This is a genomic window from Shewanella indica (assembly GCF_033842865.1).
In the GTDB taxonomy this organism is placed as follows: Bacteria; Pseudomonadota; Gammaproteobacteria; order Enterobacterales; family Shewanellaceae; genus Shewanella; species Shewanella indica.
In genome coordinates this window covers 4,087,573-4,111,547 of sequence record NZ_JAWXXR010000001.1, presented here as the reverse complement: position 1 = coordinate 4,111,547, position 23,975 = coordinate 4,087,573, and the positions used below count along the sequence as shown (strand labels likewise).

Here is a 23,975-nt window from a genome sequence, read left to right as displayed (position 1 = left end):
AAGGAAGCTGGATTGTGACGAAGAAAATTATCCTGGATACAGATCCCGGTATTGATGATGCTATGGCAATTCTGTTTGCCGAAGGCCATGCAGCTGTGGATCTTATCGGTATCACCACAATATTTGGCAACGCCACCATTGAAAACAGCACTAGTAATGCACTGTATCTGAAACAGAAATATGGCATGAAGGCAGACGTGTCCATGGGAGCGGATAAGCCGTTGTCGCGCCCTCCTGTCGGCCCTACCACTATAGTTCATGGTGAAACCGGTTTTGGCGATCTGCAAGTCAATGCCGCCGATGTCAGTCTGAGCGCCGATCCCCGTCCGGCTTGGCAATATATTGTCGAGCAGCTCAAGGCGCAGCCGGGGGAGATCACTCTGGTGGCTGTTGGGCCTCTGACCAATCTGGCACTGGCACTGCAGCATGAACCCGGGATCACCAAATTGGTAAAGGAAGTGGTGGTCATGGGGGGAGCCTTCGGGGTTAATGGCCATCAGGGCAATGTCAGTCCTTTCGCCGAAGCCAATATCCATGATGATCCTGAAGCGGCCGATATTGTATTTACCGCCGACTGGCCCGTGGTGATTATCGGTCTGGATGTGACCCATGAGAGTTTCTTTACGCCCGAGTATCTGGATAAGCTGCGCGATGAAGCCGGTGAGCCGGGACGCTTTATTCACCAGATAAGCCGTTTCTATCTCGACTTTTACCAGCGTAGCCTGGGGATTTCCGGCTGTCACGTGCATGACCCCTCGGCCATTGCCTATGTGATTGACCCCAGTCTGTTTACCCTGAGAAAGGGGCCTGTACGGGTGGTTTGCTCCGGACCGGCCATTGGTCACACAATGCAGAAAACCTATGAGCGGCGCCATCCCCACGATGATTGGAGTGATATGCCGCCGCAGAGTGTTGGGGTAGGGGTACGCGATGAGGCGTTGCTTGAGCTTTATCGCAACACTCTGATAGATTTCGGTCGTCGGTAATTATCTTCAGGGATCACCGTTTCGGCTTATTTGTGCGATTTGGCCGAAACGGTACCCCTGGGCATTTATTCTTTACCACTCATGGCTTGCGGCTCAGGCAGTTTTGCAGCAGTTTGGCGAAGAATTCGCTGCCTTTGCGGCGGGCAAAGGCGATGTTGCGCTCCGGAATTGACTCAGGATCATCATATTCGGCCAGGGCTTGTTCCATACTGGCTTCACGTATGATGTGCAGAGTCGGATAGGGCGCTCTGTTGGTATAGTTGGCGGCATCATCCTGGGCCTCTCCTTCGAAACAATAGTCGGGATGAAAGCTGGCCAACTGGTAAACCCCTTCATACCCTTCTTCGAATAACAGCTGCTCGGCAAAGGCCAACAGATCCAGATAGAGGTGAAAGCCTTCAAAGCCCCTCGGCAGAATGAACAGGCTGGTTTCCGCTTGTGGGTGCTCATCCAGATATTGGCACTCGTCCAGCAACGCCTGCAAGGCAGTATCCATGCGGCTTTGTTCGCAAACTGTGTAACGAATCGAGTCGCGCTCGACTTCCCGCCTGGCGAAGGGGCAGATGTTGTACTTCATGATCACCTCCTTGACCCAAGCCTGGGTTTGGGCGGCGATAGTCTGGGATCCCATCATGGAGTCTGTGGCCATATTCTGCTCTGTCTCTGTGTAAGGGCGTTATTGGCGGCCATCATAGGCAGCCTCTGGGGTACTGGCAAGCACCAAAGGTGTTGAGGGATGAAATACGGCGCCCATTCAAGCGGCGCCGTTTGTTTGCTCAAATTAAAAAATCAGTAGCTGACTTCCACTTCATAAGAGGTGAACTTGCGGATATTGATTACGCCGGTATCGAAAATCAGGTACTGCCCCTTGATGCCCATCAGAGTGCCACTGACAACGGCTTCTTTATCAAAGTTATGGGACTTGATCTTCTTCGGAAACTCTCTAACCGGGTAGTGAATTTGCGTCTCTGTCTCGGTCAATCTTTCTATCTTGTAATCACCGCGGCTCATTGCCAGCTCGTGCAAGCGGGTTTCGATACTCGGCAATAGCGTTTCGGCCTTGGCCTTGAGATCTATCTCGTCGTTGTTGCCCTTGAGCATCGCCTGCCAGTTGGTTTTGTCGGCAATCAGTTTGGCCAGTTCGACTTCGATGAGGCCGGAAAGCTGCCTGCTGCTGACTTTGAATATCGGCAGCCCCTGGGTGGCTCCCTGATCCAGCCAGCGGGTGGGCAGCTGGCTGTGGCGGGTAATACCGACCTTTATTCCCGAGGTATTGGACAGGTAAACATAGTGGGGCACCATGCAATGGGTGTCGCCCCATTCGGGTTCGCGGCAGGTTCCCTGATCATAATGACAGGTTTCCGGTTTCATCACGCAGAGATCGCAGCTGGCGAGCTTCTGCATACAGACATAACAGTGGCCCTGTGAGTAACTCTTCTTGGTCTTCTTACCGCAGTTGCAGCAGAAGATGTTACCCGTGTGACTCAGGGTTAAACTCTTGCCAATCAAAGGGTTCAACGCCAGGCGTTGTTCAGCCACTCTGAGGGTGTATTGTGCCAGATGGTTCTCGTCCAGGGCGACGGCCATCTTATTCAGTGTTCCAAGCATAACGACAAAGCTCTGTTCTTGTGATTTTCGCCAGTGTATCAGTTTTCCTAACAGGAATTATCGATTGCACATCGGTTGCTGCTTTTGCAGGCGATCAAGAGTCAGAGGTTAGGCAGTTGCAGTATTGAGCTCAAGTCAGATTCAGCTTATCCAATACCAGATCATCACCTATGCTGTAGAGGGATTCAGTCAGGCGTTCCTCCTGCATAGGATCGGTTAATCCCAGGCTGATGGTGGCCCGAAACAAGGCGATGCCGGTATGGCCCGCGGTTTCAAACTTGCTGCTGAATTGCTCGATATTGATCCCAAGGGCATTGATCCTGTTGGAGATATCCAGTACCAGCCCGGGCCTGTCGTAGGCCACCAGGTTGAAACTCAGGCGTTTGATATATTTCTGCTGCTGGCCGGCCCTGGCACTGGTGAGCGCCATACCATCGATGCACTCCAGGGCATCAAGCAGGTCATCCCAGTGTTCGCTGGGAACCTCAAGCAGCAAAATGGCGGCAAAAATCCCGTCGATATGGCGTAATTCCGAGTCGAGCCAGTTGCCGCCGTGGCGGCTGACCGCATGGGCAATCTGCTCAACCAATCCTTTTCTGTCAGGGACTTGCAGTGTGATAAGGTAACGAAGCATGGTAGACAGACTCCTGAATAATGTTAAAAAAAGCTATGTAACACTATTGTCATTTTTGCGTCATATAATCCCAGCCACTCGATAAGGGATGGTCTTACCTGGGTTGGCCGAAACGCAATAACGTACGGTTAATTCGGTAAAAAGCCTAACAGCTATTAATAATAGAGGTTCTTAATGGAAAGTCAGGTCATTCAACCTGCTTCTGCGTCGAAAGATCTGTTGGTGAGCAAAGGCTCCGGCCGCAGAGCCTTCAAGGATAAGGCCGCGCAGATAGGGGTAACAGTGGGTGGAACCATGGTGTTCGTCGCCCTTTTGTTGATCTTTTTCTATCTGCTTTACGTGATTAAACCTGTGTTTGACGGCGCCAGTGTTGAACCCGTCACCGAAGTGAGCCTGCCGGCCAGTTCAGACAAGACGCTGATGGTGGGCAGTGACGAGCAAAATGAACTGCTCTATCGGGTCGGTGACCAGGGCGTGGTGGATTTTTTCAGGGTCAAAGGCGATCAGCTGCATCAGCAGGTGAAACTGCCAGTGCCAGATTCGAGCAAAGTGGTCAGCAGCGCCGTCAGCGCCCCAAGCCAGCAGTTGTTTGCCCTCGGACTGGATAATGGTCAACTCTTGTTGGCCGGGGTGGATTTTGGTGTCAGCTATCCCAATAACCAACGCCTGATCACGCCCAAGGTCAAATATCCACTGGGGGAGTCTGCGCTGACGGTTGCCGAGGATGGCTCGCCGCTCAAGAGTCTCGCCTTTGGCTATAGCTCCGAGAGTATGAGCTTTGCCTATCAGGACAGCCAGAATCGCTGGCAACTGACCAAGATGGTCGGCGAAGAGAACATGATGACCGAGGAAGTGGAGTGGACTACACAAACCATGCCGCTGCCGGATGCACCTTCCCGTACTGAACATCAACTCATGACCCCGGATCAGCGCCAACTGCTGCTGCAGTCCGGCAACAAGATTTTTGTCTACAACATTCAGTATGTGGATGAAATCTCGCTGCAACAGGTGATAGATGTCGAGAAAGCCAAGGCCAAGGTCACCAGTTTGAGCCTGTTGGCGGGCGCCAGTTCATTGCTGGTAGGTTACGACAGCGGTGTAGTGGCCCAGTATTTTCAGGTGGCCAGCGACCGCGGCCGTGTCTATCAGGAGATCCGCGAGTTTAGCGGTTTGGGTAAGGTGGACACCATTGCCTCTGAGTTCTATCGCAAGAGCTTTGCCACTGTGAGCCCAGAGGGTGAACTGTCTTTGCTTTACACCACGAGTGAGCGCGAGCTGTTCGATAAAAAGTTCGATCTCAAGGCACCGGGTGTTATGGGCTTCAGCCCCCGCTCCAATGCCTTGATCATTGAAGATGGCAGCAAGCTGCACCTGTACGCGGTTGACAACGACCATCCGGAAGTTTCCTGGAGCGCCCTGTGGAACAAGGTATGGTACGAAGGTTACCCTGAGCCGCAGTTTGTCTGGCAGTCCACTTCCGGCTCGGATGATTTCGAAGCCAAGCTCAGTCTGATGCCGCTGGCATTCGGTACACTCAAGGCGGCGTTCTATGCCATGCTGTTTGCCGTTCCTCTGGCGATTGCCGGCGCCATCTATACCGCTTATTTCATGTCGCCCAAGGTGCGGAGCATAGTCAAACCCACCATTGAAATCATGGAAGCCCTGCCGACAGTGATCCTCGGTTTCCTGGCCGGTCTCTGGCTGGCACCGCTGATTGAAGAGCATCTGCCCGGCATTCTGGCCTTGCTGCTGTTGTTGCCGATAAGCATAGTGACCAGTGCCTATGCCTGGTCCAAGCTGCCGGGGCGCATCAAGGCGATACTGCCGGAAACCTATCAGGAACTGATGCTGATCCCGGTTATCTGTTTTGTCGGTTGGTTCTCTTTTGCCATCAGTCCGGCAATCGAAGTGGCCTTCTTCCACGGCGACACCCGCCAGTTCATCACCAATGAATTGGGGATTACCTTCGATCAGCGTAACGCGCTGGTGGTGGGGATTGCCATGGGCTTTGCCGTCATTCCAACCATCTTCTCCATTGCCGAAGACGCCATCTTCTCTGTGCCGCGTCACCTGTCGAACGGCAGCCTGGCCTTGGGAGCGACCCCCTGGCAGACCCTGACCCGGGTAGTGCTGCTGACCGCAAGCCCGGGGATATTCTCGGCAGTCATGATGGGGCTTGGCCGCGCCGTGGGTGAAACCATGATTGTACTCATGGCCACGGGGAACACTGCCATCATGGAGTGGAGCGTGTTTGAAGGGATGCGGACCCTGGCGGCCAATATCGCGGTGGAAATGCCGGAATCGGCCATTGGCAGCTCCCATTACCGGGTATTGTTCCTCGCAGCCTTTGTACTCTTTATCTTTACCTTCCTGTTCAACACTGTGGCCGAAGTGGTGCGTCAGCGTCTGCGCGACCGCTACAGCTCACTGTAACAGGAGAGAAATTATGAATAGAACACTAGATGTTTCGCCAATCACCTTAAGGGGTTTGTGCAATGGGTAAGTGGTTTAAATCAGGCTCTCCCTGGATCTGGATGACAGGGGGCGCCGTCAGCCTGAGTTTGATTGCGGTGTTGGGGCTATTGTTACTCATCGCCTGGCGTGGCCTGAGCTATTTCTGGCCCGCGGATATCTATCAGTGGGAGATGCAGGATGATAAAGGCCAGCGTTACACCCTGATAGGTGAACTGTACGACAGAGAAGAAGTGCCGACCGAGCGGTTGAAATCCGCCGGTTATCACTTCAACTCAGAGCCGGGTGAGTTTGTGACCCGTTATCTGGTCAAGACGGGTAACCGTGAGTTTGTCGGCCTGGATTTCCGCTGGATTTTGGAGACAGATATTGTGTCGCGCTCCACCCCGGAAGGCTTGGCCATGATAGAGCGTACCAAGAACGGTAACTTCTACGGCTACCCTGTGGCGGTGATTGAGAAGGGCCAGCGGCTGGAGCTCGGCGGCGATGTGCAGAATTCACTCGAGGAGCATATCGAGCGCGCAGTGGACCTGGCCGATCAGGCGATGACACTGCAGAAGCAGGACATAGGCGCGGTTAACTATGAGCTCGAACGTCTGCGCCTCAAAGAACGTGGCTATGAGCTTGACGATGCTCTGACGCCTGAGCGCAAGGCCGAGCTTGAGTCCAAGCGTCAACAACTGGATCAGCATTACCAAGGGTTGGAAAAGCAGCTGTTCTCTCTGCGTGAGCAAGCCGGGCGCGACTCTGTGATAGTACGCGACATGCGCGGCGAAGAAGTGACCCTCAGTCTGGATTCGGTGCTGGATGTCAGCTATGTCAACCGCATGGGCTTTATCGACAAGGTCGGCCACTGGTTTGTTGGCCTGGGACGCTTTATCAGTGACGATCCCCGCGAAGCCAACACAGAGGGCGGGGTGTTCCCGGCGATTTTCGGCACAGTATTCATGGTGTTGCTGATGGCCGTAATAGTGACACCATTCGGTGTGGTGGCCGCCATCTATCTGCACGAATACGCCAAGAAAGGGCCGATCACCAAGATGATACGTATCGCGGTAATCAACCTTGCCGGTGTGCCTTCGATTGTGTACGGGGTGTTTGGTCTGGGCTTCTTTGTCTATATGCTGGGCGGCTCGCTGGATCAGCTGTTCTATCCAGAGGCATTGCCGTCGCCCACCTTCGGCTCTCCCGGGGTTATCTGGTCGGCACTGACTTTGGCGATTCTGACCCTGCCTGTGGTGATTGTTTCCACCGAGGAAGGCTTGTCACGTATTCCAAGCTCAGTGCGTCAGGGCAGCCTGGCTCTGGGGGCCACCAAGGCCGAAACCCTGTGGCGGATTATTATCCCTATGGCCAGCCCGGCGATTATGACAGGGCTTATTCTGGCTGTTGCCCGCGCCGCCGGTGAAGTGGCACCCTTGATGCTGGTGGGGGTGGTCAAGTTGGCGCCTACCTTGCCTGTGGATATGAATTTCCCCTTCGTGCATCTTGAGCGTAAGTTTATGCACCTCGGGTTCCATATTTATGATGTCGGTTTCCAGAGCCCCAACGTAGAAGCTGCCAGGCCTTTGGTCTATGCCACCTCGTTCCTGCTGGTATCTGTGATCGTGGCACTCAACCTGACGGCTATCAGCGTGCGCAACCATCTGCGTGAAAAGTACCGCTCGCTTGAACACTAATTGACGATTATCCTGAAGTGATAGGACAGAATATGATTTCGATAGACTCATCGGTAATGAATACTGAGACGCTGGATCTGGCGAACCTGCCTGCCGAAGAGACGGCGCTGGAGATCCGTAACCTGGATCTGCGCTATGGTGACAAGCAGGCGTTGTTTGATGTTTCCATGAAGATCCCCAAGAAGAAGGTCACCGCCTTTATCGGCCCCAGTGGTTGCGGTAAGTCCACTTTGCTGCGCTGTATCAACCGGATGAACGATCTGGTGGATAACTGCCATATCGACGGGGAAATCTTGCTCCATGGTCAAAACATCTACGACAAGAAAATCGATGTCGCGGCGCTGAGACGCAATGTGGGCATGGTGTTCCAGCGCCCCAATCCTTTCCCCAAGTCCATTTATGAAAATGTCGTCTATGGCCTGCGCCTACAGGGCGTGAACAATCGCCGTGAGCTGGATGAAGCCTGTGAGCGTTCACTGCGCGGCGCCGCCATCTGGGACGAGGTGAAAGACAGGCTGCATGACAACGCCTTCGGGTTGTCCGGTGGTCAGCAGCAGCGTCTGGTGATTGCCCGGGCGATAGCCATCGAGCCGGAAGTCTTGCTGCTCGATGAGCCGACTTCGGCGTTGGATCCTATCTCGACCCTGACTATCGAAGAGCTGATCACAGAGCTCAAGTCCAAGTACACAGTGGTGATAGTGACCCACAACATGCAGCAGGCGGCCAGGGTGTCGGATCAGACTGCCTTTATGTATATGGGTGAGTTGATTGAGTACTCGGATACCAACACTATCTTTACCACGCCAAAACAGAGTAAGACCGAAGATTATATTACCGGCCGCTACGGTTAATAAACGCTGCGTCCGAGCAAGGGGAAGCAAATGGAAAACAAGAACCTGAATAAACATATCTCAGGCCAGTTCAGCGCTGAACTGGAAGATATCCGCAACCGGGTACTGGCCATGGGCGGTATGGTAGAGCGCCAGTTGGAACAGGCGCTGGATGCCCTGGGCAGCCTGGATGCCGAACTGGCACAGAAGGTGATCGAGGGCGATCACAAGGTCAACGGCATGGAGGTGATGATAGACGAAGAGTGTACCCGCATCATTGCCAAGCGCCAGCCGGCGGCCAGCGACTTACGCCTGGTGATAGCTATCTCCAAGACGATTGCCGATCTTGAGCGCATCGGCGATGCCTGCGTGCGTATTGCCAAGGCGGCACAGGAGAAGCGCAGCAATAATCAGCAGCCACTGCTGGTCAGCATTGAGTCCATGGGGCGTCATGCCACCCGCATGTTGAATTCGACCCTGGATGCGCTGGCGCGGATGGACGCCGAGTCGGCGTTGGAGCTGCACAAGGAAGATGCCAAGTTGGACAAGGAATATGAAGGCATCATTCGCCAACTGATGACTTACATGATGGAAGATCCCCGCTCTATCCCCGGCGTGCTGGATGTGCTCTGGGCTGCCCGCGCGGTTGAGCGGGTAGGGGACCGCTGCAAAAACATCTGTGAGTACGTGATTTACTACGTAAAAGGCAAAGACGTACGCCATGTCTCCTACGAGGAGATGGAAAAAGAGCTGTAAGCTCTTATCCGGAAGTCTCAGAGAAAGCCGCTTAGATTCAAGCGGCTTTTTTGTCGCTGTTTGGGGCGGTGCAGCCCGGTAGGCTGCACCGTGCGGTCAACAGAGCACTTAGTTAACGGATCTCTTGGTTAACGGAGCTCTTGGTCAACCCCAGCCTAGTCAAAACGCAGCCTAGTCAACGCGATATTCTGCCAGTTCGATCAGGTTACCGTCAGGATCGCGAATATAGACTGAATCTATCGGGCCTGTGGCGCCGGTACGGGCGACGGGACCTTCTTCGATGTCAATTCCCATGGCACTGAGATGTGCCATAGTATCCTTGAGTGAACCACAGGTGATAAAACACAAGTCCGCCGAACCACTTTGGGCTTTGGCGGCATTGGGGTAATATTCGCGGCCAAGTTGGTGCAGGTTGATTTTCTGATCGCCAAATTGCAGCGCCGTTCTGTTATCGGCAAAGGTTTGGCGTTTCATGCCCAATTTTTGGTAGAAGGCGACACTTTGCTCTATGTCGCGGACGGTCAACACCAGGTGGTCCAGTCGGGTTACGCGCATGCTGCTATTCTCCTTATCGCCCCCGGGAGACACAGCGGCCTTTCGGGGTAATGCACAACATTTTGCTATCGATTTGCGTCTCTGTCAGGATACAGAGTTGAGTGCCTGTTGGGGAAGGGGCCGCCGAGAAACCTTCCTTTGCGCCTCTGTCCTGCGCTTAATACAGTCTTAAATATCAAGAGGAATTTAATGAAACAAACCCTGATCCGCGGCTTGCTTAATCTGCTGCCCATGGCGCTTAGTCTCTGGCTGTTCTGGTCCCTGTTTGAATCTCTCGACAGCCTGGGCAAGTTACTCTTTTCTTTGCTGGGCATGGATACTGTGTTCATAGGGGCAGGTTTTATATTGGTCACAGCCTTGGTGTTTATTGCCGGGTTACTGTTTTCTGTCAGCCCCATCGTCTGGCTCTGGAGCTGGATTGAACGGCAGTTGATGCGCTTTCCCCTGTTCAAGTCTGTCTACGGCAGTATTCGTGATATCGCTTCTTTGATGAACCGTGATAGCAGTAAGCCCAAGTCGCAACAGACGGTATTGGTGCGTCAGGCCAACGGCGGTTTTGTGGTCGGCTTTATCATGACAGACAAGCCACCTCAGCCGCTGCTCGATGCCTTGCCCGAAGGGGACTGGGTGCCTGTGCTGTTTCAACTCTCTTACCAGATGGCCGGAGTTACCAGCCTGGTCAAGCGAGAGGATTTGATCATGGTGAATTGGTCATTCGAGGAGGCGATGCGCTTTAATCTGACAGCGGGCATTTCGCAAACCCCCAAGGTCGTGAAGGACTAAAGTGATGATTCTTTGAGCTGGAGTTGCTATAGACTCCCCATTTTATTCATTTTTGTGTATAATCAGCGCCGATTGTTGCCAAAAGTAGCAGTTTGTGTCTGAGTCGATTGCCATTCACTATGCCACGGTAATCTTGTCTGTCCCGCCAACACTTTGATCCCGGTGGGCCCTAACTCTTCCATTTAAATCAAGCCGAGAGCTTGTCCGCGGAAGGGTGTCACATATTGCACATAAACACTCTATAAGCTTTTGGTGTGGCTTTGGATAAGCGTTGTCCCCGGCCGAGTTCCGCTATAATTTAGGAACTTGCTCGCAGGCGGCGCTAATTATCCGTAAAAAGGAGCGCAAAATTTGATTAAGTCGAGTATTAATCCTCCGGTGTTTTTTTCGTCACTGATCTGTATCGCTATTCTGGTGTTTGTCGGCGCGGTTTGGCCGAATGAGGCACAGGAATTGTTCAAGGCAGCTCAATCTTGGCTGGAGCTAAAGGCGGGTTGGCTCTACATCATGGGCGTGGCGATTTTTCTGGTATTTATCATCTTTGTGATGGTGAGTCGCTTCGGTGATATCAAACTTGGGCCGGATCATGCCGAGCCGGATTACAGCTACAAGAGCTGGATTGCCATGCTGTTCTCTGCCGGTATGGGAATAGGCTTGATGTTCTTTGGGGTCGGTGAGCCTGTGATGCATTATCTGGCGCCGCCTGACGCCGATCCCCATACAGTTGAAGCCGCCAAAGAGGCGATGAAGATCACCTTCTTTCACTGGGGTATTCATGCCTGGGCCATCTATGCGGTAGTGGCCTTGAGTCTGGCCTATTTCAGTTATCGGCATAAGTTGCCACTGCTGCCACGAAGCGCACTTTACCCTCTGATTGGCGAACGTATTTATGGCCCTATAGGTCACTGTGTCGATACTTTTGCCGTATTGGGTACCATGTTTGGTGTGGCTACCTCTTTGGGTTTCGGGGTATTGCAGGTTAACTCGGGGCTTAATTATCTATTGGGTGATATATTCCCTATCAATACCGGGGTGCAGGTGGCACTGATCATAGGTATTACTCTTATCGCCACAGGCTCTGTGTTTTCCGGCCTTGATAAGGGGGTAAAGCGCTTAAGTGAGCTTAACCTTGGGCTGGCTTTTGTGCTGATGATGATAGTGCTGCTGTTTGGTCCAACCGTCGCTCTGCTGCAGTCTTTCGTGCAAAACACAGGTGGTTACCTGAGTGAACTGGTGAGCAAGACCTTCAACCTTTATGCCTACGAGCAGAAGAATGATTGGCTCGGTGGCTGGACTCTGCTTTACTGGGGCTGGTGGATCTCCTGGTCACCTTTTGTCGGTACCTTTATCGCCCGGGTCTCCCGTGGCCGTACCATTCGTGAGTTTCTGGTGGGGATTTTGTTTGTTCCCAGTGGTTTCACCTTCTTGTGGATGACGGTTTTCGGTAATTCGGCGATAGATGCCATCATGAATCATGGCGCAGAATATCTGGCTACTGCGGTTTCCACCGATGTATCGGTCGCCCTGTTTACTTTCTTTGAGCATTTGCCGCTGTCCAATCTGCTGTCCATTATCGCCGTGTGTCTGGTGGTGACTTTCTTTGTGACTTCGTCAGACTCCGGCTCTTTGGTTATCGACAACCTCACCTCAGGCGGTGATGCCGATGCACCTGTATGGCAGCGGATTTTTTGGGCTTTGATGCAGGGTTTAGTGGCTTCTGTACTGCTGCTCGCCGGTGGCTTGCAGGCGCTGCAAACGGCGGCGATTGCCAGTGCCATGCCGTTCTTGTTGGTGATGTTGCTTATCTGCTTTGGCCTGTTCAAGGCGTTGCAGGATGACTGGCTCAAAATCAATAGTGTGCAGCTGCATACCACCAGTGTGCAGTACGCCAGAACCAGCGTGTCCTGGGAAGACAGAATAGATGTGCTGGTGTCGCATCCCTCTTACGAGCAGGCGCGGCGCTTTGTCGACAACGTGGCAACACCGGCGCTGTCCAAGGTCTCTCAGGGATTTTTATCCCGCGGTATCAATGCTGATCTCCAGTACGATGAAGACAGGGTGAGGTTGGTTATCGAAAATGAAGAGGTGCAGACTTTTGTTTATGGCTTGCGGATCCGTGCCTTTACGCTGCCTGTGACCCATCAAACTCAGGAAGAAGGTGAGGATGAATCACAAAATAACTACTTCCGGGTTGAAGTCTTTCTCGAACATGGTGGACAGTATTATGATGTGATGGGTTATACGGAAGAGCAGATCCAGGCAGATGTGGTGACTCAGTATGAGAAATACCTGCACTATCTGCATCTGTCCAGTGCAGAATATGTAGAGGGCCACTAAGCGGCCCGTTCATCGGAAAAGAAAGATGGCAGAACAGAGTAAATTGGATCGGGTGCTGGCACAGGCCCGTGAGTATCAGGCGAGTCGTGAAAAAGGCTATCGGGAGCAGGCGCTCAAGCTGTATCCCTGGGTTTGTGGCCGCTGTGCCAGGGAGTTCACCCACAAGAACTTGCGTGAGTTGACTGTGCATCACAGAGACCACAATCACGACAATAACCCTTCAGATGGCTCTAACTGGGAGCTGTTGTGCCTCTACTGCCATGACAATGAGCATTCCAGGTTTGAAGAGCTGGTGCAGTACGGCGACACCAGTGAAGCCAAACAGGCGCCGGCCACTTTCAATCCGTTTGCCGATCTCAAGGCGAGAATGGCAGCCAAAGATTGACCGCCTATCTTGCTCGGCCTGATAAGGCGTAGGCTACTCAATGGAAACCGTCTATCCAAGGGCGGTTTTTTTATATCAAAGGCGCTGATAAAAGCGGTTCTGACCTTGGCTTTGCGGTGATTTTGATACTGATAAATATTCTCATTAACCAGTAAAAAACCTTGTTACAGCTAGGTTTGCTTCGCTTTACTCTTTTGAATAACCCAGTATTGTTGAAAAAGTCGCCAATGGAATTTGAGCTGAGTAGGAGAATTGCGACAAAGTGTGTTTTGCCCCAGAGTTTGCGTTGGATTGTGCGGCCTGCAGTTTTATACTCGTCTGACAATTATTTCAAATCAAGATGGAAGCAAGCAAAATGACATTAGGGTCTCCTAAGGTAAGTAAGACACATTCTTTTATGACTGTGTCACTTATCGAGCTATGGGAACGTTTCGGTTATTACGGTATGCAGGCGCTTATCGTGTACTTCATGGTACAGCGTCTAGGGTTTGAGGACAGTCGCGCCAACCTGGTATGGAGTGCCTGTGCCGCATTGATTTATGTGTCGCCGGCGATTGGTGGTTGGGTCGGGGATAAGATCCTCGGTACCAAGCGCACCATGTTGCTCGGTGCCGGTATTCTGTCTCTGGGTTATGCCTTGATGACAGTGCCAACCGAAAACACCTGGTTCCTGTTTTCGGCTCTGGGGGTAATTGTTGTCGGTAACGGTTTGTTCAAACCCAATGCCGGTAACCTGGTGCGTAAAATCTATGAGGGGGACGACTCCAAGATAGACAGCGCCTTTACCATCTACTACATGGCGGTGAATGTAGGTTCTACTTTCTCCATGTTGTTGACTCCCTGGATTAAAGATTACGTCAACGCCAACTATGGCAACGAGTTCGGTTGGCACGCGGCTTTTGCCGTCTGCTGCGTGGGCTTACTGGTGGGACTGGGCAACTACGCCATGATGCGTAAAACTCTGGCCAACTATGGCTCAGAGCCGGATACCCGTCCGGTGGAAATGAATAAGCTGTTTGCGGTACTCGGCCTGGCGGCCCTTTCTGTAGTGGCTTCAGCCTTTATCCTTGAATATGAAGATGTGGCCCGCGCCTTTGTTTACACCGCAGGTGCTGCCGTACTCGGTATCTTTATCTACCTGATTAAAAACAGTGAAACCAGTGAGCGGGCCGGTTTGATAGCCGCCTTGGTACTGACGGTACAAACTGTATTCTTCTTTGTGTTCTACCAGCAGATGTCTACCTCGCTGGCGCTGTTTGCCCTGCGTAACGTCGATTGGAACTTCCAGGCCTTCGGTGTCGATCTGTGGACTTGGTCACCGGCGCAGTTCCAGGCCTTGAACCCTATCTGGATCATGTTGCTTAGCCCTGTGCTGGCCTGGGTTTATGCCTCTGCCGGACGTAACAACAAGGATATTTCCATCGCTGCCAAGTTCGCACTGGGTTTTGCCGTAGTGGCGCTGGGTTTCTTCATCTACAGCTTCGCCGGTATGTTCGCCGTCGATGGCAAGACCTCTTCCTGGGTGATGATCTGGGGTTACGGTGCATACTCACTCGGTGAGCTGCTGGTCAGTGGTTTGGGCTTGGCGATGATTGCCCGTTACGTACCTGAGCGCATGGGTGGCTTTATGATGGGGGCTTACTTTGTCGCCTCGGGCATCTCTCAGTATCTGGGGGGGTGGTGGCCAACTTCGCCAGTGTGCCGAAGAACATTACAGATCCGCTTGAGACTCTGCCTATCTATACTAGCTTGTTCAACAAGTTGGGGATTGCGGCGCTGGTTTGTACCTTTATCGCGCTGGCGGTATTGCCGCTGATGCGTCGTCTTACAGAAACTCACCATTCCCATAACGGTAATGGCGCTGCCGGCTCAGCGCAGTAATGTCTGAGTGACCCATAAATTCCAAAAAGACCGCAATAGCGGTCTTTTTCTTTATTGAAGGCTTGGTTGCCTTGAACGCTTAAGAAGTTGTATCACGCTTTTTTTGCTTTGCTCTTGTCGCTGCGCCCAAGCCTGGCCTCTGCCTCGAGGTATTTGTCTCTACTGATAATGCCGCTGTTTTCCATGCCCGAAAAAGCGCGTTTTCGCTCCGGGAGTTTGGCAATAATGGCGCGTTTATCTTCGTCCGGGCAGCGGCTCCAATTGACGATTTCATCTATATGGCGCAGGCAGCCCATACAAAAGTCATCTTCATTGAGGCCGCAGCGCGCCACACAGGGAGATTGGATCATTCAACATCCTTTTTATCAATATTCTGTTCAGCGGCCGAATGTAGCGCCGTGAATTGGCGCGATTGATTTCGCTCGACCGATTTCACTCGACCATTTCGTTAGATTGAGTTCGTTAGATTGAGTTCGTTCGATAGTTTTGCCAGCTTGAGGGCACCAGTCTATTGTGGCAGATGCCGCGGTAACAGCTTTGAGCAAATTTATACCTGAAAACAGCGGCGGCAGCTTTCGTTGCCAGGCCGCCAGGAAAAATGATGACTCGGGCTTTAGGCATAGTTTATTGAAATAATTATCCATTTTTAATCAATTTGTTATGTGAATTTGTCTTTACTGCTGGTTTTTCCTTTGGCTGTAAAGCTATCAGCAAGCGGGAGACTCAACCCCAGCTTGCGCAAAGGCTTTGCCCCCAGTTTGCTGCTTTGGATCGCTATTTTCCTCAAAGGCAGCCAGGGGCTATAATGCAGCCCTTTTAAGTTAATCGGGCCAGTAAAATGTGTGACTGCCAACAGAATTCCTCCCGGCAAGCCGAGCCAGTGGCTTACAGGGTTGAAACCCGGCTGACGGCAGTTGATTGCAGCTTGCCCGAGGTGAAAGCAGAGCTTCAACAGCTCAGCCAATTGTTGCTCTCAAGCCGCGAGCTTTGGAGTGTCAGAAGTTTCGAGCACCACAAGCTTCCCTGGCAGCAGCGCTTTGCCAAGCTGGCCGCAGCGCTCTGGGCTATTGATGACGATGCGCTCGAGACTGTCGATGCCAGTCAGTCATTGTTGTTGGCAACCCTTTGGCCAGCCTTGGCTGCAGGTTTGAGCGAGCAGGAATTGGCCCTGTGGGACAAGAGACACTTTGCCTGGCAGCTCTTTGATTATCCGGCACCTGAAAAGGATAATGGCCAACCTAAGCTCTGCGCGGCAACCGAGGCCCGGCTCAGTGCCGGTATCAAGGGCCGAAAATGGCAGCAGATAAGCCGCTTTGCCAATACTATAGCCACCCATAACAACCCCTTTCCTTTATTGGAGTGGTGCGCCGGGAAAGGGCATCTCGGGCGCCTGCTCAGCGCCTTGAGCGGCAAGGCGGTATTGAGCCTGGAGTGGCAAGCATCTTTGTGCGAAGCCGGCGAGCTAGCGGCAAAAAAACGTAACTTGCCGCAGCAATTTGTCTGCGCCGATGCCTTTGCTGCCGAGCCTTGTTATCTCAAGCCCAAGCAGCATGCCATTGCGCTGCATGCCTGCGGCGAGCTGCACCTGACGCTGTTGCGCCGCGCGGTTGCAAGTGGTACCGCCGTGGTCTCGGTTTCCCCTTGTTGTTATCACCTCTTGCCCTCCGGCGATATCACCCCCTTGAGTCTAGGTGCCCAAGAGCAGGCGCTGCGATTGGATAAGGCGGCGCTGCAACTGCCGCTTAATCACAGTGTTATTGCCAATCAAAAGGCGCGCGCCGACAGGATCAAAGAGGTCAGTTGGCGGCTCGGATTCGATAGTCTGCAGCGTGAAGTGCGCACTCGGGACACTTATCTACCACTGCCTGCTGTGCGGCAGAGTCAGTTGTCCGGCAGCTTTAAGGAGTTCTGTCTTTGGGCCGCGGCGCAAAAGGGAGTGCTATTGCCTGAGGCGGTGGATTTTGCCGCCTATCAGCACTTGGGGGAGCAAAGGCGCAGATTAACCGCCCGTATTGACTTGGCGGCACATCTGTTTCGGCCGGTTATTGAACGGTACCTGCTGCTTGATAGGGTCTGTTTCCTGTTGGAGGCAGGTTACCGGGTACAGCTCGGCGCCTTTTGCGAACAGGCCACCACGCCGCGCAACGCTTTGATCCATGCCTGGTTGCCTGGTGGCCGATAAATGAAATAACAAGGCCCGCTTGGACAGAGATGTCTCGCAAGCGGGGAATTAGTCGGCGCCAGGTACCGGCTTAATGCGTTTTTTATTGAATACCCCGGCGTTTCTTGGTCAAATGACGCCAGCCTGGGGCATAAGAGTTAATTATCACGACCCCAAAAGATAACAAGGGCACAGAGCGCCCGAGAGAGCGATTGGCTTTTCATGAATTATTCCCGTGTGTATATCAATAGTCTGGCTTATGAGTTGGCGCCGGAAATGGTGTCCAGCCGCGAGTTGGAATCCCGGCTTGCGCCGCTTTATCAAAAGTTTCGTATCCCCATTGGGCAACTCGCTGCCCTGACAGGCATTGAGGAGCGTCGTTGGTGGCCCAAGGGCTTCAAGGTTTCCCAAGGTGCAGTGTGCGCCGCCCAAAAGGCGCTGGCCGAGACTGGGCTGGAGCCCAAAGCACTTGGCGCCTTGGTTTACACCGGCGTGTGCCGTGACCAGCATGAGCCGGCCACGGCTTGCGCTGTGGCTTCTGCCATAGGTATCGGGCGTGACTGCGCCGTTTTTGATATCAGCAACGCCTGCCTGGGAGTCCTGTCCGGTATTCTGGATGTGGCCAACCGTATTGAACTGGGGCAGATCCGCGCCGGTATGGTGGTGTCCTGTGAATCATCCCGGGAGATAGTCGAGGCGTCCATAGAGCAGATGCTGGCCGATCCCAGCATGGCAAACTTTGCGGCGTCTCTGGCCACCCTGACCGGCGGCTCAGGTGCCGTGGCCGTTATCCTCACAGATGGCAGCTTGCCGCTTACCACCTCCCGCAAGCATCAGTTGCTCGGTGCCAGTCAGTTGGCGGCGCCGGAGCATCATCAGATGTGTCAGTGGGGTTTTGTCGAGGTCGGTAACCGCCTCTACCGTGAGGTGATGCGCACAGATGCCGTTGCCCTTTTGAAGGAGGGGGTGGAGCTGGCGCGCCAGACCTGGGAGCAGTTTTTGCAGCAGCGCCAGTGGCTTGCCGGACAGGTGGATAAGGTTATCTGTCATCAGGTGGGTGCTGCCAACCGAAAGCAAGTACTGGGCGCCCTGGGCATTGCCGAGCACAAAGAGTTTCCCACCTTTGCCCGCCTTGGCAATATGGGCACTGTCTCTTTGCCTGTGTCGGCGGCGCTGGCCCATGGTGAAGGCTTTTTGCAGGCAGGCGACCGGGTGAGCTTTCTTGGCATAGGCTCTGGGCTCAACTGCATGATGCTGGGGCTGCGCTGGTAAGCCCTTGATCAGGTTTTAGACAATGCCCATTCGACAGGGCCCATTAGAATAGTGCCTAAATAACCAAAATTAACAACAGGATAGCCAATGGCCACCCTAGATACACTCTTCCCGTTCAAGCGTCATTTCATCACGCTCGGCGGCCACAAACTGCATTATGTGCATGAAAAACCCGCCGGGATTAACGGCCGACGCCCCGATGCCGTGGTGATGGTGCACGGTAACCCCAGCTGGTCTTTTTACTACCGTAACCTGGTGCAGGCGTTAAGCGACCAATATGAATGTGTGGTGCCGGATCATATCGGCTGCGGCTTGTCCGACAAACCGGGCGATGATGCCTATGACTACACTCTGGCGCAGCGTATCGACGATCTGGAAGCACTGCTGGACAGTCTGGATATTCGCAGCAATATCACACTTGTGCTGCATGACTGGGGCGGCATGATAGGCATGGGCTATGCCGCCCGCTATCCCGAGCGGATTAAACGCCTGGTGCTGCTCAATACCGCCGCCTTCGGTTTGCCAAAGAGCAAGCCCTTACCGCTGGCGCTGAAAATCTGCCGCGATACCGCGCTTGGCACCCTGCTGGTACGGGGCTTCAATGCTTTCTCGTCCGCCGCTTCCTATGTAGGCGTCAAACGTGCGCCCATGGCTGCGGATGTGCGCCGCGCTTATGTGGCACCATTCAACTCCTGGCAAAATCGAATCTCGACTTTGAGGTTTGTACAGGATATTCCGCTCAAGCCCGGCGACAGAAACTGGGACTTGGTGCAGTCGATTGATGCCAGTTTGCAGCAGTTTACCCAAGTGCCGACCATTATTCTTTGGGGCCTCAAGGACTTTGTCTTTGACCGGCACTTCCTTGAAGGTTGGCAGCAGCGTTTGCCAAAAGCCGAGCTGCACGCCTTTGCCGACTGCGGCCATTATATTCTTGAAGACGCCAGTGATGAGGTGATAGCCCATATTCGCCGCTTTATCGCTGAAACAGCCGTGGCTCAAAGCGCCGACGAACAAACATCTAACCCTAGAGAAAATGTATCGGCGGAAATCACCCCAGCCGGGAGCGCTGACTGAGATGCTCCCACCCGCCGAAGACTCGCAAGCGGCTGCAAATGAACCGGCCCCGGAGGCAAACTCTGCCAAGGGGCACAACCTGTGTCGCCACCTGAAGCAGGCGGCCATTAGTCAGAGTGAAGACCTGGCGGTTGCAGTGCAGCGTCGCCGCGCTGGTAAGTTCAGTTACCAGGAGCTTGATTTCAAGACCCTGGACAGCGACAGCGACCGACTCGCTTGCGCTTTGCTCGACTATGGCTTCAAGCCCGGGATGAAAGCCGTGCTTATGGTCACTCCGGGGATAGAGTTTTTTGTGCTTACCTTTGCCCTGTTCAAGGCGGGGATCATCCCTGTGATGGTGGACCCAGGTATGGGGATCGCCAAGCTCAAGCAGTGTCTGGCGGAAGCCGAGCCCGACGCCTTTATCGGGATCCCCAAGGCCCATGTGGCCAGATTGCTGTTCGGTTGGGGCAAACCCAGTATCCGCTTGTTGTTGACGGCAGGTGAAGGCTTTCTTGGCCGTAACCCTCCTTGGGGTGGCAGCAGTGTCAGCCGTTTGCTGGCCAGGGCACCTGAGTCAGTCACATTTCCCATGGCGAAGCTCGGCGCGCAGCAGATGGCGGCTATCTTGTTTACCAGTGGCAGCACCGGCACTCCAAAAGGCGTGGTTTACAGCCACGGTATGTTTGAGGCGCAGATAACCGCGCTGCGACATGACTATGGCATTCGTCCCGGCGAGCGGGATCTGTCGACCTTCCCGCTATTTGCCCTCTTTGGTCCGGCGCTGGGGATGGCATCAATTGTACCTGAAATGGATGCCAGCAAACCGATAACCGCCAGACCGGAAAACCTGTTTGCCGCCATAGAGCACTATGCCTGCAGCAATATGTTTGTGAATCCCGCCTTGCTCGACTGTTTGGGACAGGGCGGAAACGGGCGCCGGCTGCACAGCCTGAAGCGGGTGATATCCGCCGGCGCACCGGCCGATCCCAAGGCGATAGCGCGTTTCTCCGCCATGTTGGCCGAGGATGTCGAAGTGCTCAACTCCTATGGTGCCACCGAATCCCTGCCTGTCTCCATGATTGGCAGCAAGGCGCTTGGCGCTACCGCCGCCATCACCGACAAGGGCGGCGGCATCTGTGTCGGTAAGCCGGTATCCGGAATAAGGGTCAGTATCATAGGGATCAGTGAAGAGGCCATCGACAGCTGGTCGCCGACTCTCGAGTTGGCGACGGGAGAGATAGGCGAAATCGTCGTTGACGGCGCTGTGGTCAACCAGAGCTACTATCGCCGCGAAGGCGCCAACAAGCAGGCCAAAATTGCCTATGAAGGCAGGCAACTGCACCGGATGGGCGATCTCGGTTATCTTGATGCCGAGGGCAGCTTGTGGATGTGTGGCCGTAAGGCCCACAGAGTGGATGTCATTGAGGACGGTGAGCTGCAAAAGCGCTATCTGTCTATTCCCTGTGAGCGGATTTTCAATACCCATCCTCAGGTTAAACGTTCGGCATTGGTTGGCGTTGAACTGACGCAGAATAAGCCTGGCGGCGGTGGGAAAGTCCAAGAGAGCACTTTCTCTTATACTACTGGCGCTGATAGCACTTCTCTTGATAGCACTTCCCCTGATAGCACTGTGCCCGAAAAAGCGCCGCTTATCTGCATCGAGCTTGAGCAATCCCTATCGCCAGTCGAGCAGCAACAGCTGTTTACCGAGTTGCAGGCACTTGCCGACAAGCAGCCACTGACCCGGGGCATCAGGCATTTTATGTTGCATCCGGGGTTTCCCATGGATGTGCGCCACAATGCCAAGATATTCCGCGAGCAACTTGCCGTTTGGGCGCAAAAACAGTTGGATGGAAACGGCTGAAAACCAAAATAGATAACAGAGACAGAAACCCACTATGGCCACATCTGCACCACGATCTCAATCACCTGAGTCAATAGCCTCGTCATCACGGGACTGTTCACCGGCCTCGTCGCAGGATTTGCCAGCGGCTTTATCACAAGAGACTGCTGCTTTATTACAAGAGACAGCGGCTTTGTCACAAGAGAAAGGGCATGATGAACTTCATCCCGAGCTGTTGGCGCTGGCCCGGGAACTCGCGACCCGAGTCAAGCGGGTATTGGTGACAGGCGCCGGAGGCTTTTTGGGAGCGGCCATATGTCGGCCGCTGCTGGCCGCCGGTATTCAGGTAGTGGGGGTGGCCAGGGGCCATTATCCGGCGCTCGAGGCCATGGGCGCCACCATGGTGCGCGCCGATATTTGCGACAAGCAAGCATTGAAACAAGCCCTCAATGGCTGTGAGCTTATCTTTCACGTTGCCTCCAAGGCTGGAGTCTGGGGCAGCAGAGCAAGCTATTTTCGCCCCAATGTGTTGGGGACAGAAAACATCATCGCCTGCGCCCGTGAATTGGGGATTGGTTATCTGGTCTATACCAGCACGCCGAGTGTCACCTTCGATGGCAAGGATGAGGCCGGTATCGATGAGTCGGTTCCCTACGCCAGGCGTTATCTCAACCATTACGGCGCCTCCAAGTCGGAAGCGGAAGAGTTGGTGCTGGCCGGTGCCAAAGAGGGCTTGAAGACAGTGGCCATTCGGCCGCACCTGATTTGGGGGCCTGGCGATCCTCATTTGGTGCCCCGCGTGCTGGAGCGAGGCCGCAAGGGCCGGCTCAAGTTGGTGGGCCGTGAAGACAAATTGGTGGACACCATCTATATCGACAATGCCGCCTTTGCCCACCTGAGCGCAGCCAGGAGCCTGCTGGCCGAACCTAGCCGCTGCAATGGCAAGGCCTATTTTGTCAGTAACGATCAGCCCCTGACTATGGCGGCCATGCTCGACAGCATTCTTGCCTGTGACAATTTACCCGCGGTGGAAAAGCGGGTGCCGGCCACTTTGGCCTACGCCATTGGCGCCATGCTCGAAGGAATATACCGACTGCTGGCTATCAAGCAGGAGCCGTTGATGACCCGCTTTGTCGCCAAACAGCTTTCCTGCAGCCATTACTATGACATCTCAGCCGCCAAGCGTGACTTGGATTACAGGGTTATCGTCAGTATGGAACAGGGGATGAGTAAGCTAAGGCGCTCTCTTGGTCACTCGAACTAAGGAAGGTGCGAATAAGTCCTCGTGGCCTTCTCTTTTGTAGAGAGTGGCTACACAGCAATTGGCGTTCAAGGCATCTGACTGAAGGCATGCAGGGGCAAGTCGAAGTCGGCTTCCCTAAGCTCAAGAAAATCATAAGCAAATGATATGTTGCAGCTGTTGTCCGGCACAAAGCCGGCGCTTATTTATATCGAATTCAATGCCAAACGTATCAGGCTCACCCTTGCCGACAGTCGCCTTAGCCTGGGACAAGTCAGCCTTGAGCCCCTTCCTGAGGTGGCGCTGCAAAAAAGTGAAATAGTCCAGCCAAGGTGCTGCACATAGCATAATCCATCACCGGCGGCATCTTTTGGAGCGCGAACCAGGGGTGCCCGCTCAGGATAATCAATGTATCTGCTAATTCTTCTTGATGATGCCGCGAGCCGTTGGCAAACGGCACAAGAGAAAGTGTCCAGTAAAAGGTTATCGGCGTTAGCGAACAAAGTATGTTAAATGTATGATTTTTTGTTACAAGTTTTGCGGGTCGCAAGGTTTAAATCATGCTAGCTTGGTCATCATTTATCTCTCCGGCATGAGGAAACTATGCTCAGTATCGAAGCCCTAAGCAAGACCTATGATAACGGTGTTAAGGCTCTGGATAATGTAAATCTACAGGTAGAGAAAGGGATGTTTGGTCTGCTCGGTCCCAACGGTGCAGGCAAATCCTCTTTGATGCGCACCATAGCCGCATTGCAAAGTGCCGATAGCGGCAGCATTAGTTTCGACGGCATAGACATTCTCAAACAGCCGCAAAAATTGCGCCAGACCCTGGGGTATCTGCCGCAGGATTTTAATGTTTACCCCAGGATCAGCGCCTGGGACTTGCTCGATCACCTGGCTATTCTCAAAGGGATCAACAACAAGGGTGAACGGCGTGAGATGGTGGATGGCTTACTGGCACACACCAACCTTTATCAACACAAGAATAAGGCGGTCAGCGGTTTTTCCGGCGGTATGCGTCAACGTTTCGGGATTGCGCAGGCGCTGCTTGGCGACCCCAAACTGTTGATTGTCGACGAACCCACTGCCGGCCTGGATCCTGAGGAGCGCAACCGTTTCCACAACCTGTTGGTGAGCCTGGGGGAAGAGAAGGTGATTATCCTCTCGACCCATATAGTGGAAGATGTCTCGGAGCTTTGCGCCAATATGGCGGTGCTCGCCGGTGGTCAGATCCTGCTGCAGGGTAATCCCATGGATTTGGTGGCCTCTTTGGAGCAAAAAATTTGGACTCGCACCGTTAGCCAGGCCGAGGCCAGCGAGCTTGAACAACAGCTCAATGTGATTGCCAAACGCCTGTTTGCCGGTCGCACTGTGCTGCATGTCTGGGCCGATTCGGCGCCGGAAGGTTTTACTCAGGCAACGCCGGGGTTGGAAGATCTTTATTTCAGCACCCTGCATCGCCACCGCAACAGCAAGCCGGTTCAGGCTGCCTGAGGA

At 53.7% G+C, this 23,975-nt stretch carries 21 protein-coding genes and 1 pseudogene; 16 read left to right on the top strand and 6 right to left on the bottom strand.

The window, feature by feature from the left end:
* Positions 1–14 precede the first annotated feature (14 nt).
* Positions 15–986: a nucleoside hydrolase gene (locus SIL79_RS18450; RefSeq protein WP_101096669.1), complete on the top strand. Its 972-nt coding sequence runs from the start codon at positions 15–17 to the stop codon at positions 984–986.
* 79 nt (positions 987–1,065) lie between these two features.
* On the opposite strand, the gene SIL79_RS18445 is transcribed toward SIL79_RS18450, so the two are convergent.
* The 3 genes from SIL79_RS18445 to SIL79_RS18435 form a co-directional block, all read right to left on the bottom strand.
* Positions 1,066–1,635, bottom strand: a complete 570-nt coding sequence (locus SIL79_RS18445) for a DUF1415 domain-containing protein (protein ID WP_143078384.1) — start codon at positions 1,633–1,635, stop codon at positions 1,066–1,068.
* A gap of 140 nt (positions 1,636–1,775) precedes the next feature.
* Positions 1,776–2,594: a DUF2797 domain-containing protein gene (locus tag SIL79_RS18440; RefSeq protein WP_319619854.1), complete on the bottom strand. Its 819-nt coding sequence runs from the start codon at positions 2,592–2,594 to the stop codon at positions 1,776–1,778.
* Between the two features lie 130 nt (positions 2,595–2,724).
* Positions 2,725–3,228, bottom strand: coding sequence for a glycine cleavage system protein R (locus SIL79_RS18435; protein ID WP_025009810.1), 504 nt, complete (start codon positions 3,226–3,228; stop codon positions 2,725–2,727).
* Between the two features lie 174 nt (positions 3,229–3,402).
* Between SIL79_RS18435 and SIL79_RS18430 the strand changes: the two genes are divergently transcribed.
* From SIL79_RS18430 to phoU, 4 genes are all read left to right on the top strand, one after another.
* On the top strand, positions 3,403–5,661 hold the full coding sequence (locus SIL79_RS18430) for an ABC transporter permease subunit (protein ID WP_071476216.1): 2,259 nt from the start codon (positions 3,403–3,405) through the stop codon (positions 5,659–5,661).
* 62 nt (positions 5,662–5,723) lie between these two features.
* Positions 5,724–7,379, top strand: a complete 1,656-nt coding sequence (gene pstA, locus SIL79_RS18425; protein WP_039033926.1) for a phosphate ABC transporter permease PstA — start codon at positions 5,724–5,726, stop codon at positions 7,377–7,379.
* A 32-nt stretch (positions 7,380–7,411) separates the two neighbouring features.
* Positions 7,412–8,230 (top strand): phosphate ABC transporter ATP-binding protein PstB, encoded by an 819-nt coding sequence (gene pstB, locus SIL79_RS18420; RefSeq protein WP_144361262.1) that lies wholly within the window; start codon positions 7,412–7,414, stop codon positions 8,228–8,230.
* A gap of 30 nt (positions 8,231–8,260) precedes the next feature.
* The gene (phoU, locus tag SIL79_RS18415) at positions 8,261–8,965 is read left to right on the top strand and encodes a phosphate signaling complex protein PhoU (protein WP_039033928.1); all 705 of its coding nucleotides are present in this window, start codon (positions 8,261–8,263) and stop codon (positions 8,963–8,965) included.
* Between the two features lie 171 nt (positions 8,966–9,136).
* Here phoU and SIL79_RS18410 read toward each other — a convergent pair whose 3' ends face one another.
* On the bottom strand, positions 9,137–9,520 hold the full coding sequence (locus SIL79_RS18410) for a VOC family protein (protein ID WP_039033929.1): 384 nt from the start codon (positions 9,518–9,520) through the stop codon (positions 9,137–9,139).
* 189 nt (positions 9,521–9,709) lie between these two features.
* Here SIL79_RS18410 and SIL79_RS18405 point away from each other — a divergent pair, with 189 nt between their 5' ends.
* The 4 genes and pseudogenes from SIL79_RS18405 to SIL79_RS18390 all read left to right on the top strand — a co-directional run bounded on the left by SIL79_RS18405 (position 9,710) and on the right by SIL79_RS18390 (position 14,906).
* Complete coding sequence (locus SIL79_RS18405) at positions 9,710–10,303, top strand: DUF502 domain-containing protein (RefSeq protein ID WP_071476218.1); 594 nt, start codon at positions 9,710–9,712, stop codon at positions 10,301–10,303.
* A gap of 351 nt (positions 10,304–10,654) precedes the next feature.
* Entirely contained in the window at positions 10,655–12,640 is a 1,986-nt protein-coding gene (locus SIL79_RS18400) for a BCCT family transporter (RefSeq protein WP_039033931.1), read from the top strand.
* Positions 12,641–12,665: 25 nt separating this feature from the next.
* On the top strand, positions 12,666–13,025 hold the full coding sequence (locus tag SIL79_RS18395; protein WP_025009816.1) for a YajD family HNH nuclease: 360 nt from the start codon (positions 12,666–12,668) through the stop codon (positions 13,023–13,025).
* Between the two features lie 355 nt (positions 13,026–13,380).
* Positions 13,381–14,906: pseudogene (locus tag SIL79_RS18390) on the top strand (peptide MFS transporter).
* Between the two features lie 92 nt (positions 14,907–14,998).
* On the opposite strand, the gene SIL79_RS18385 reads toward SIL79_RS18390, so the two are convergent.
* A complete protein-coding gene (locus tag SIL79_RS18385; RefSeq protein WP_039034010.1) occupies positions 14,999–15,253 on the bottom strand; it encodes a DUF1289 domain-containing protein in 255 nt (84 codons plus the stop codon).
* A gap of 311 nt (positions 15,254–15,564) precedes the next feature.
* Positions 15,565–15,759 carry a hypothetical protein gene (locus SIL79_RS18380; protein ID WP_071476219.1) on the bottom strand — a complete coding sequence of 65 codons (195 nt, stop codon included), beginning with the start codon at positions 15,757–15,759 and terminating at the stop codon, positions 15,565–15,567.
* Between the two features lie 27 nt (positions 15,760–15,786).
* Here SIL79_RS18380 and SIL79_RS18375 point away from each other — a divergent pair, with 27 nt between their 5' ends.
* The 7 genes from SIL79_RS18375 to SIL79_RS18345 all read left to right on the top strand — a co-directional run bounded on the left by SIL79_RS18375 (position 15,787) and on the right by SIL79_RS18345 (position 23,972).
* Complete coding sequence (locus SIL79_RS18375) at positions 15,787–17,088, top strand: class I SAM-dependent methyltransferase (protein WP_233962330.1); 1,302 nt, start codon at positions 15,787–15,789, stop codon at positions 17,086–17,088.
* Between the two features lie 201 nt (positions 17,089–17,289).
* Positions 17,290–18,339, top strand: a complete 1,050-nt coding sequence (locus SIL79_RS18370) for a 3-oxoacyl-ACP synthase III (protein WP_039033935.1) — start codon at positions 17,290–17,292, stop codon at positions 18,337–18,339.
* Positions 18,340–18,426: 87 nt separating this feature from the next.
* The gene (locus SIL79_RS18365) at positions 18,427–19,413 is read left to right on the top strand and encodes an alpha/beta fold hydrolase (RefSeq protein WP_162206993.1); all 987 of its coding nucleotides are present in this window, start codon (positions 18,427–18,429) and stop codon (positions 19,411–19,413) included.
* Position 19,414: 1 nt separating this feature from the next.
* Positions 19,415–21,259 (top strand): fatty acid CoA ligase family protein, encoded by a 1,845-nt coding sequence (locus SIL79_RS18360; protein ID WP_162206992.1) that lies wholly within the window; start codon positions 19,415–19,417, stop codon positions 21,257–21,259.
* 172 nt (positions 21,260–21,431) lie between these two features.
* Complete coding sequence (gene oleD, locus SIL79_RS18355) at positions 21,432–22,502, top strand: 2-alkyl-3-oxoalkanoate reductase (protein WP_405130421.1); 1,071 nt, start codon at positions 21,432–21,434, stop codon at positions 22,500–22,502.
* A gap of 144 nt (positions 22,503–22,646) precedes the next feature.
* The gene (locus SIL79_RS18350) at positions 22,647–22,823 is read left to right on the top strand and encodes a hypothetical protein (protein WP_162206990.1); all 177 of its coding nucleotides are present in this window, start codon (positions 22,647–22,649) and stop codon (positions 22,821–22,823) included.
* A gap of 258 nt (positions 22,824–23,081) precedes the next feature.
* Positions 23,082–23,972, top strand: coding sequence for an ABC transporter ATP-binding protein (locus SIL79_RS18345; RefSeq protein WP_039033939.1), 891 nt, complete (start codon positions 23,082–23,084; stop codon positions 23,970–23,972).
* The last annotated feature ends 3 nt before the right edge of the window (positions 23,973–23,975 follow it).

What these genes read in the sequence shown, in the direction of transcription:
- SIL79_RS18435 (WP_025009810.1), bottom strand. Translation starts at nt 3,228, where the DNA reads ATGCTTCGTTACCTTATCACACTGCAAGTCCCTGACAGAAAAGGATTG.
- SIL79_RS18350 (WP_162206990.1), top strand. Translation starts at nt 22,647, where the DNA reads ATGTTGCAGCTGTTGTCCGGCACAAAGCCGGCGCTTATTTATATCGAA.
- SIL79_RS18365 (WP_162206993.1), top strand. Translation starts at nt 18,427, where the DNA reads ATGGCCACCCTAGATACACTCTTCCCGTTCAAGCGTCATTTCATCACG.
- SIL79_RS18370 (WP_039033935.1), top strand. Translation starts at nt 17,290, where the DNA reads ATGAATTATTCCCGTGTGTATATCAATAGTCTGGCTTATGAGTTGGCG.
- phoU (WP_039033928.1), top strand. Translation starts at nt 8,261, where the DNA reads ATGGAAAACAAGAACCTGAATAAACATATCTCAGGCCAGTTCAGCGCT.
- SIL79_RS18345 (WP_039033939.1), top strand. Translation starts at nt 23,082, where the DNA reads ATGCTCAGTATCGAAGCCCTAAGCAAGACCTATGATAACGGTGTTAAG.
- pstA (WP_039033926.1), top strand. Translation starts at nt 5,724, where the DNA reads ATGGGTAAGTGGTTTAAATCAGGCTCTCCCTGGATCTGGATGACAGGG.
- pstB (WP_144361262.1), top strand. Translation starts at nt 7,412, where the DNA reads ATGATTTCGATAGACTCATCGGTAATGAATACTGAGACGCTGGATCTG.
- SIL79_RS18360 (WP_162206992.1), top strand. Translation starts at nt 19,415, where the DNA reads ATGCTCCCACCCGCCGAAGACTCGCAAGCGGCTGCAAATGAACCGGCC.
- SIL79_RS18430 (WP_071476216.1), top strand. Translation starts at nt 3,403, where the DNA reads ATGGAAAGTCAGGTCATTCAACCTGCTTCTGCGTCGAAAGATCTGTTG.
- SIL79_RS18395 (WP_025009816.1), top strand. Translation starts at nt 12,666, where the DNA reads ATGGCAGAACAGAGTAAATTGGATCGGGTGCTGGCACAGGCCCGTGAG.
- SIL79_RS18445 (WP_143078384.1), bottom strand. Translation starts at nt 1,635, where the DNA reads ATGGCCACAGACTCCATGATGGGATCCCAGACTATCGCCGCCCAAACC.
- SIL79_RS18405 (WP_071476218.1), top strand. Translation starts at nt 9,710, where the DNA reads ATGAAACAAACCCTGATCCGCGGCTTGCTTAATCTGCTGCCCATGGCG.
- SIL79_RS18410 (WP_039033929.1), bottom strand. Translation starts at nt 9,520, where the DNA reads ATGCGCGTAACCCGACTGGACCACCTGGTGTTGACCGTCCGCGACATA.
- SIL79_RS18440 (WP_319619854.1), bottom strand. Translation starts at nt 2,594, where the DNA reads ATGCTTGGAACACTGAATAAGATGGCCGTCGCCCTGGACGAGAACCAT.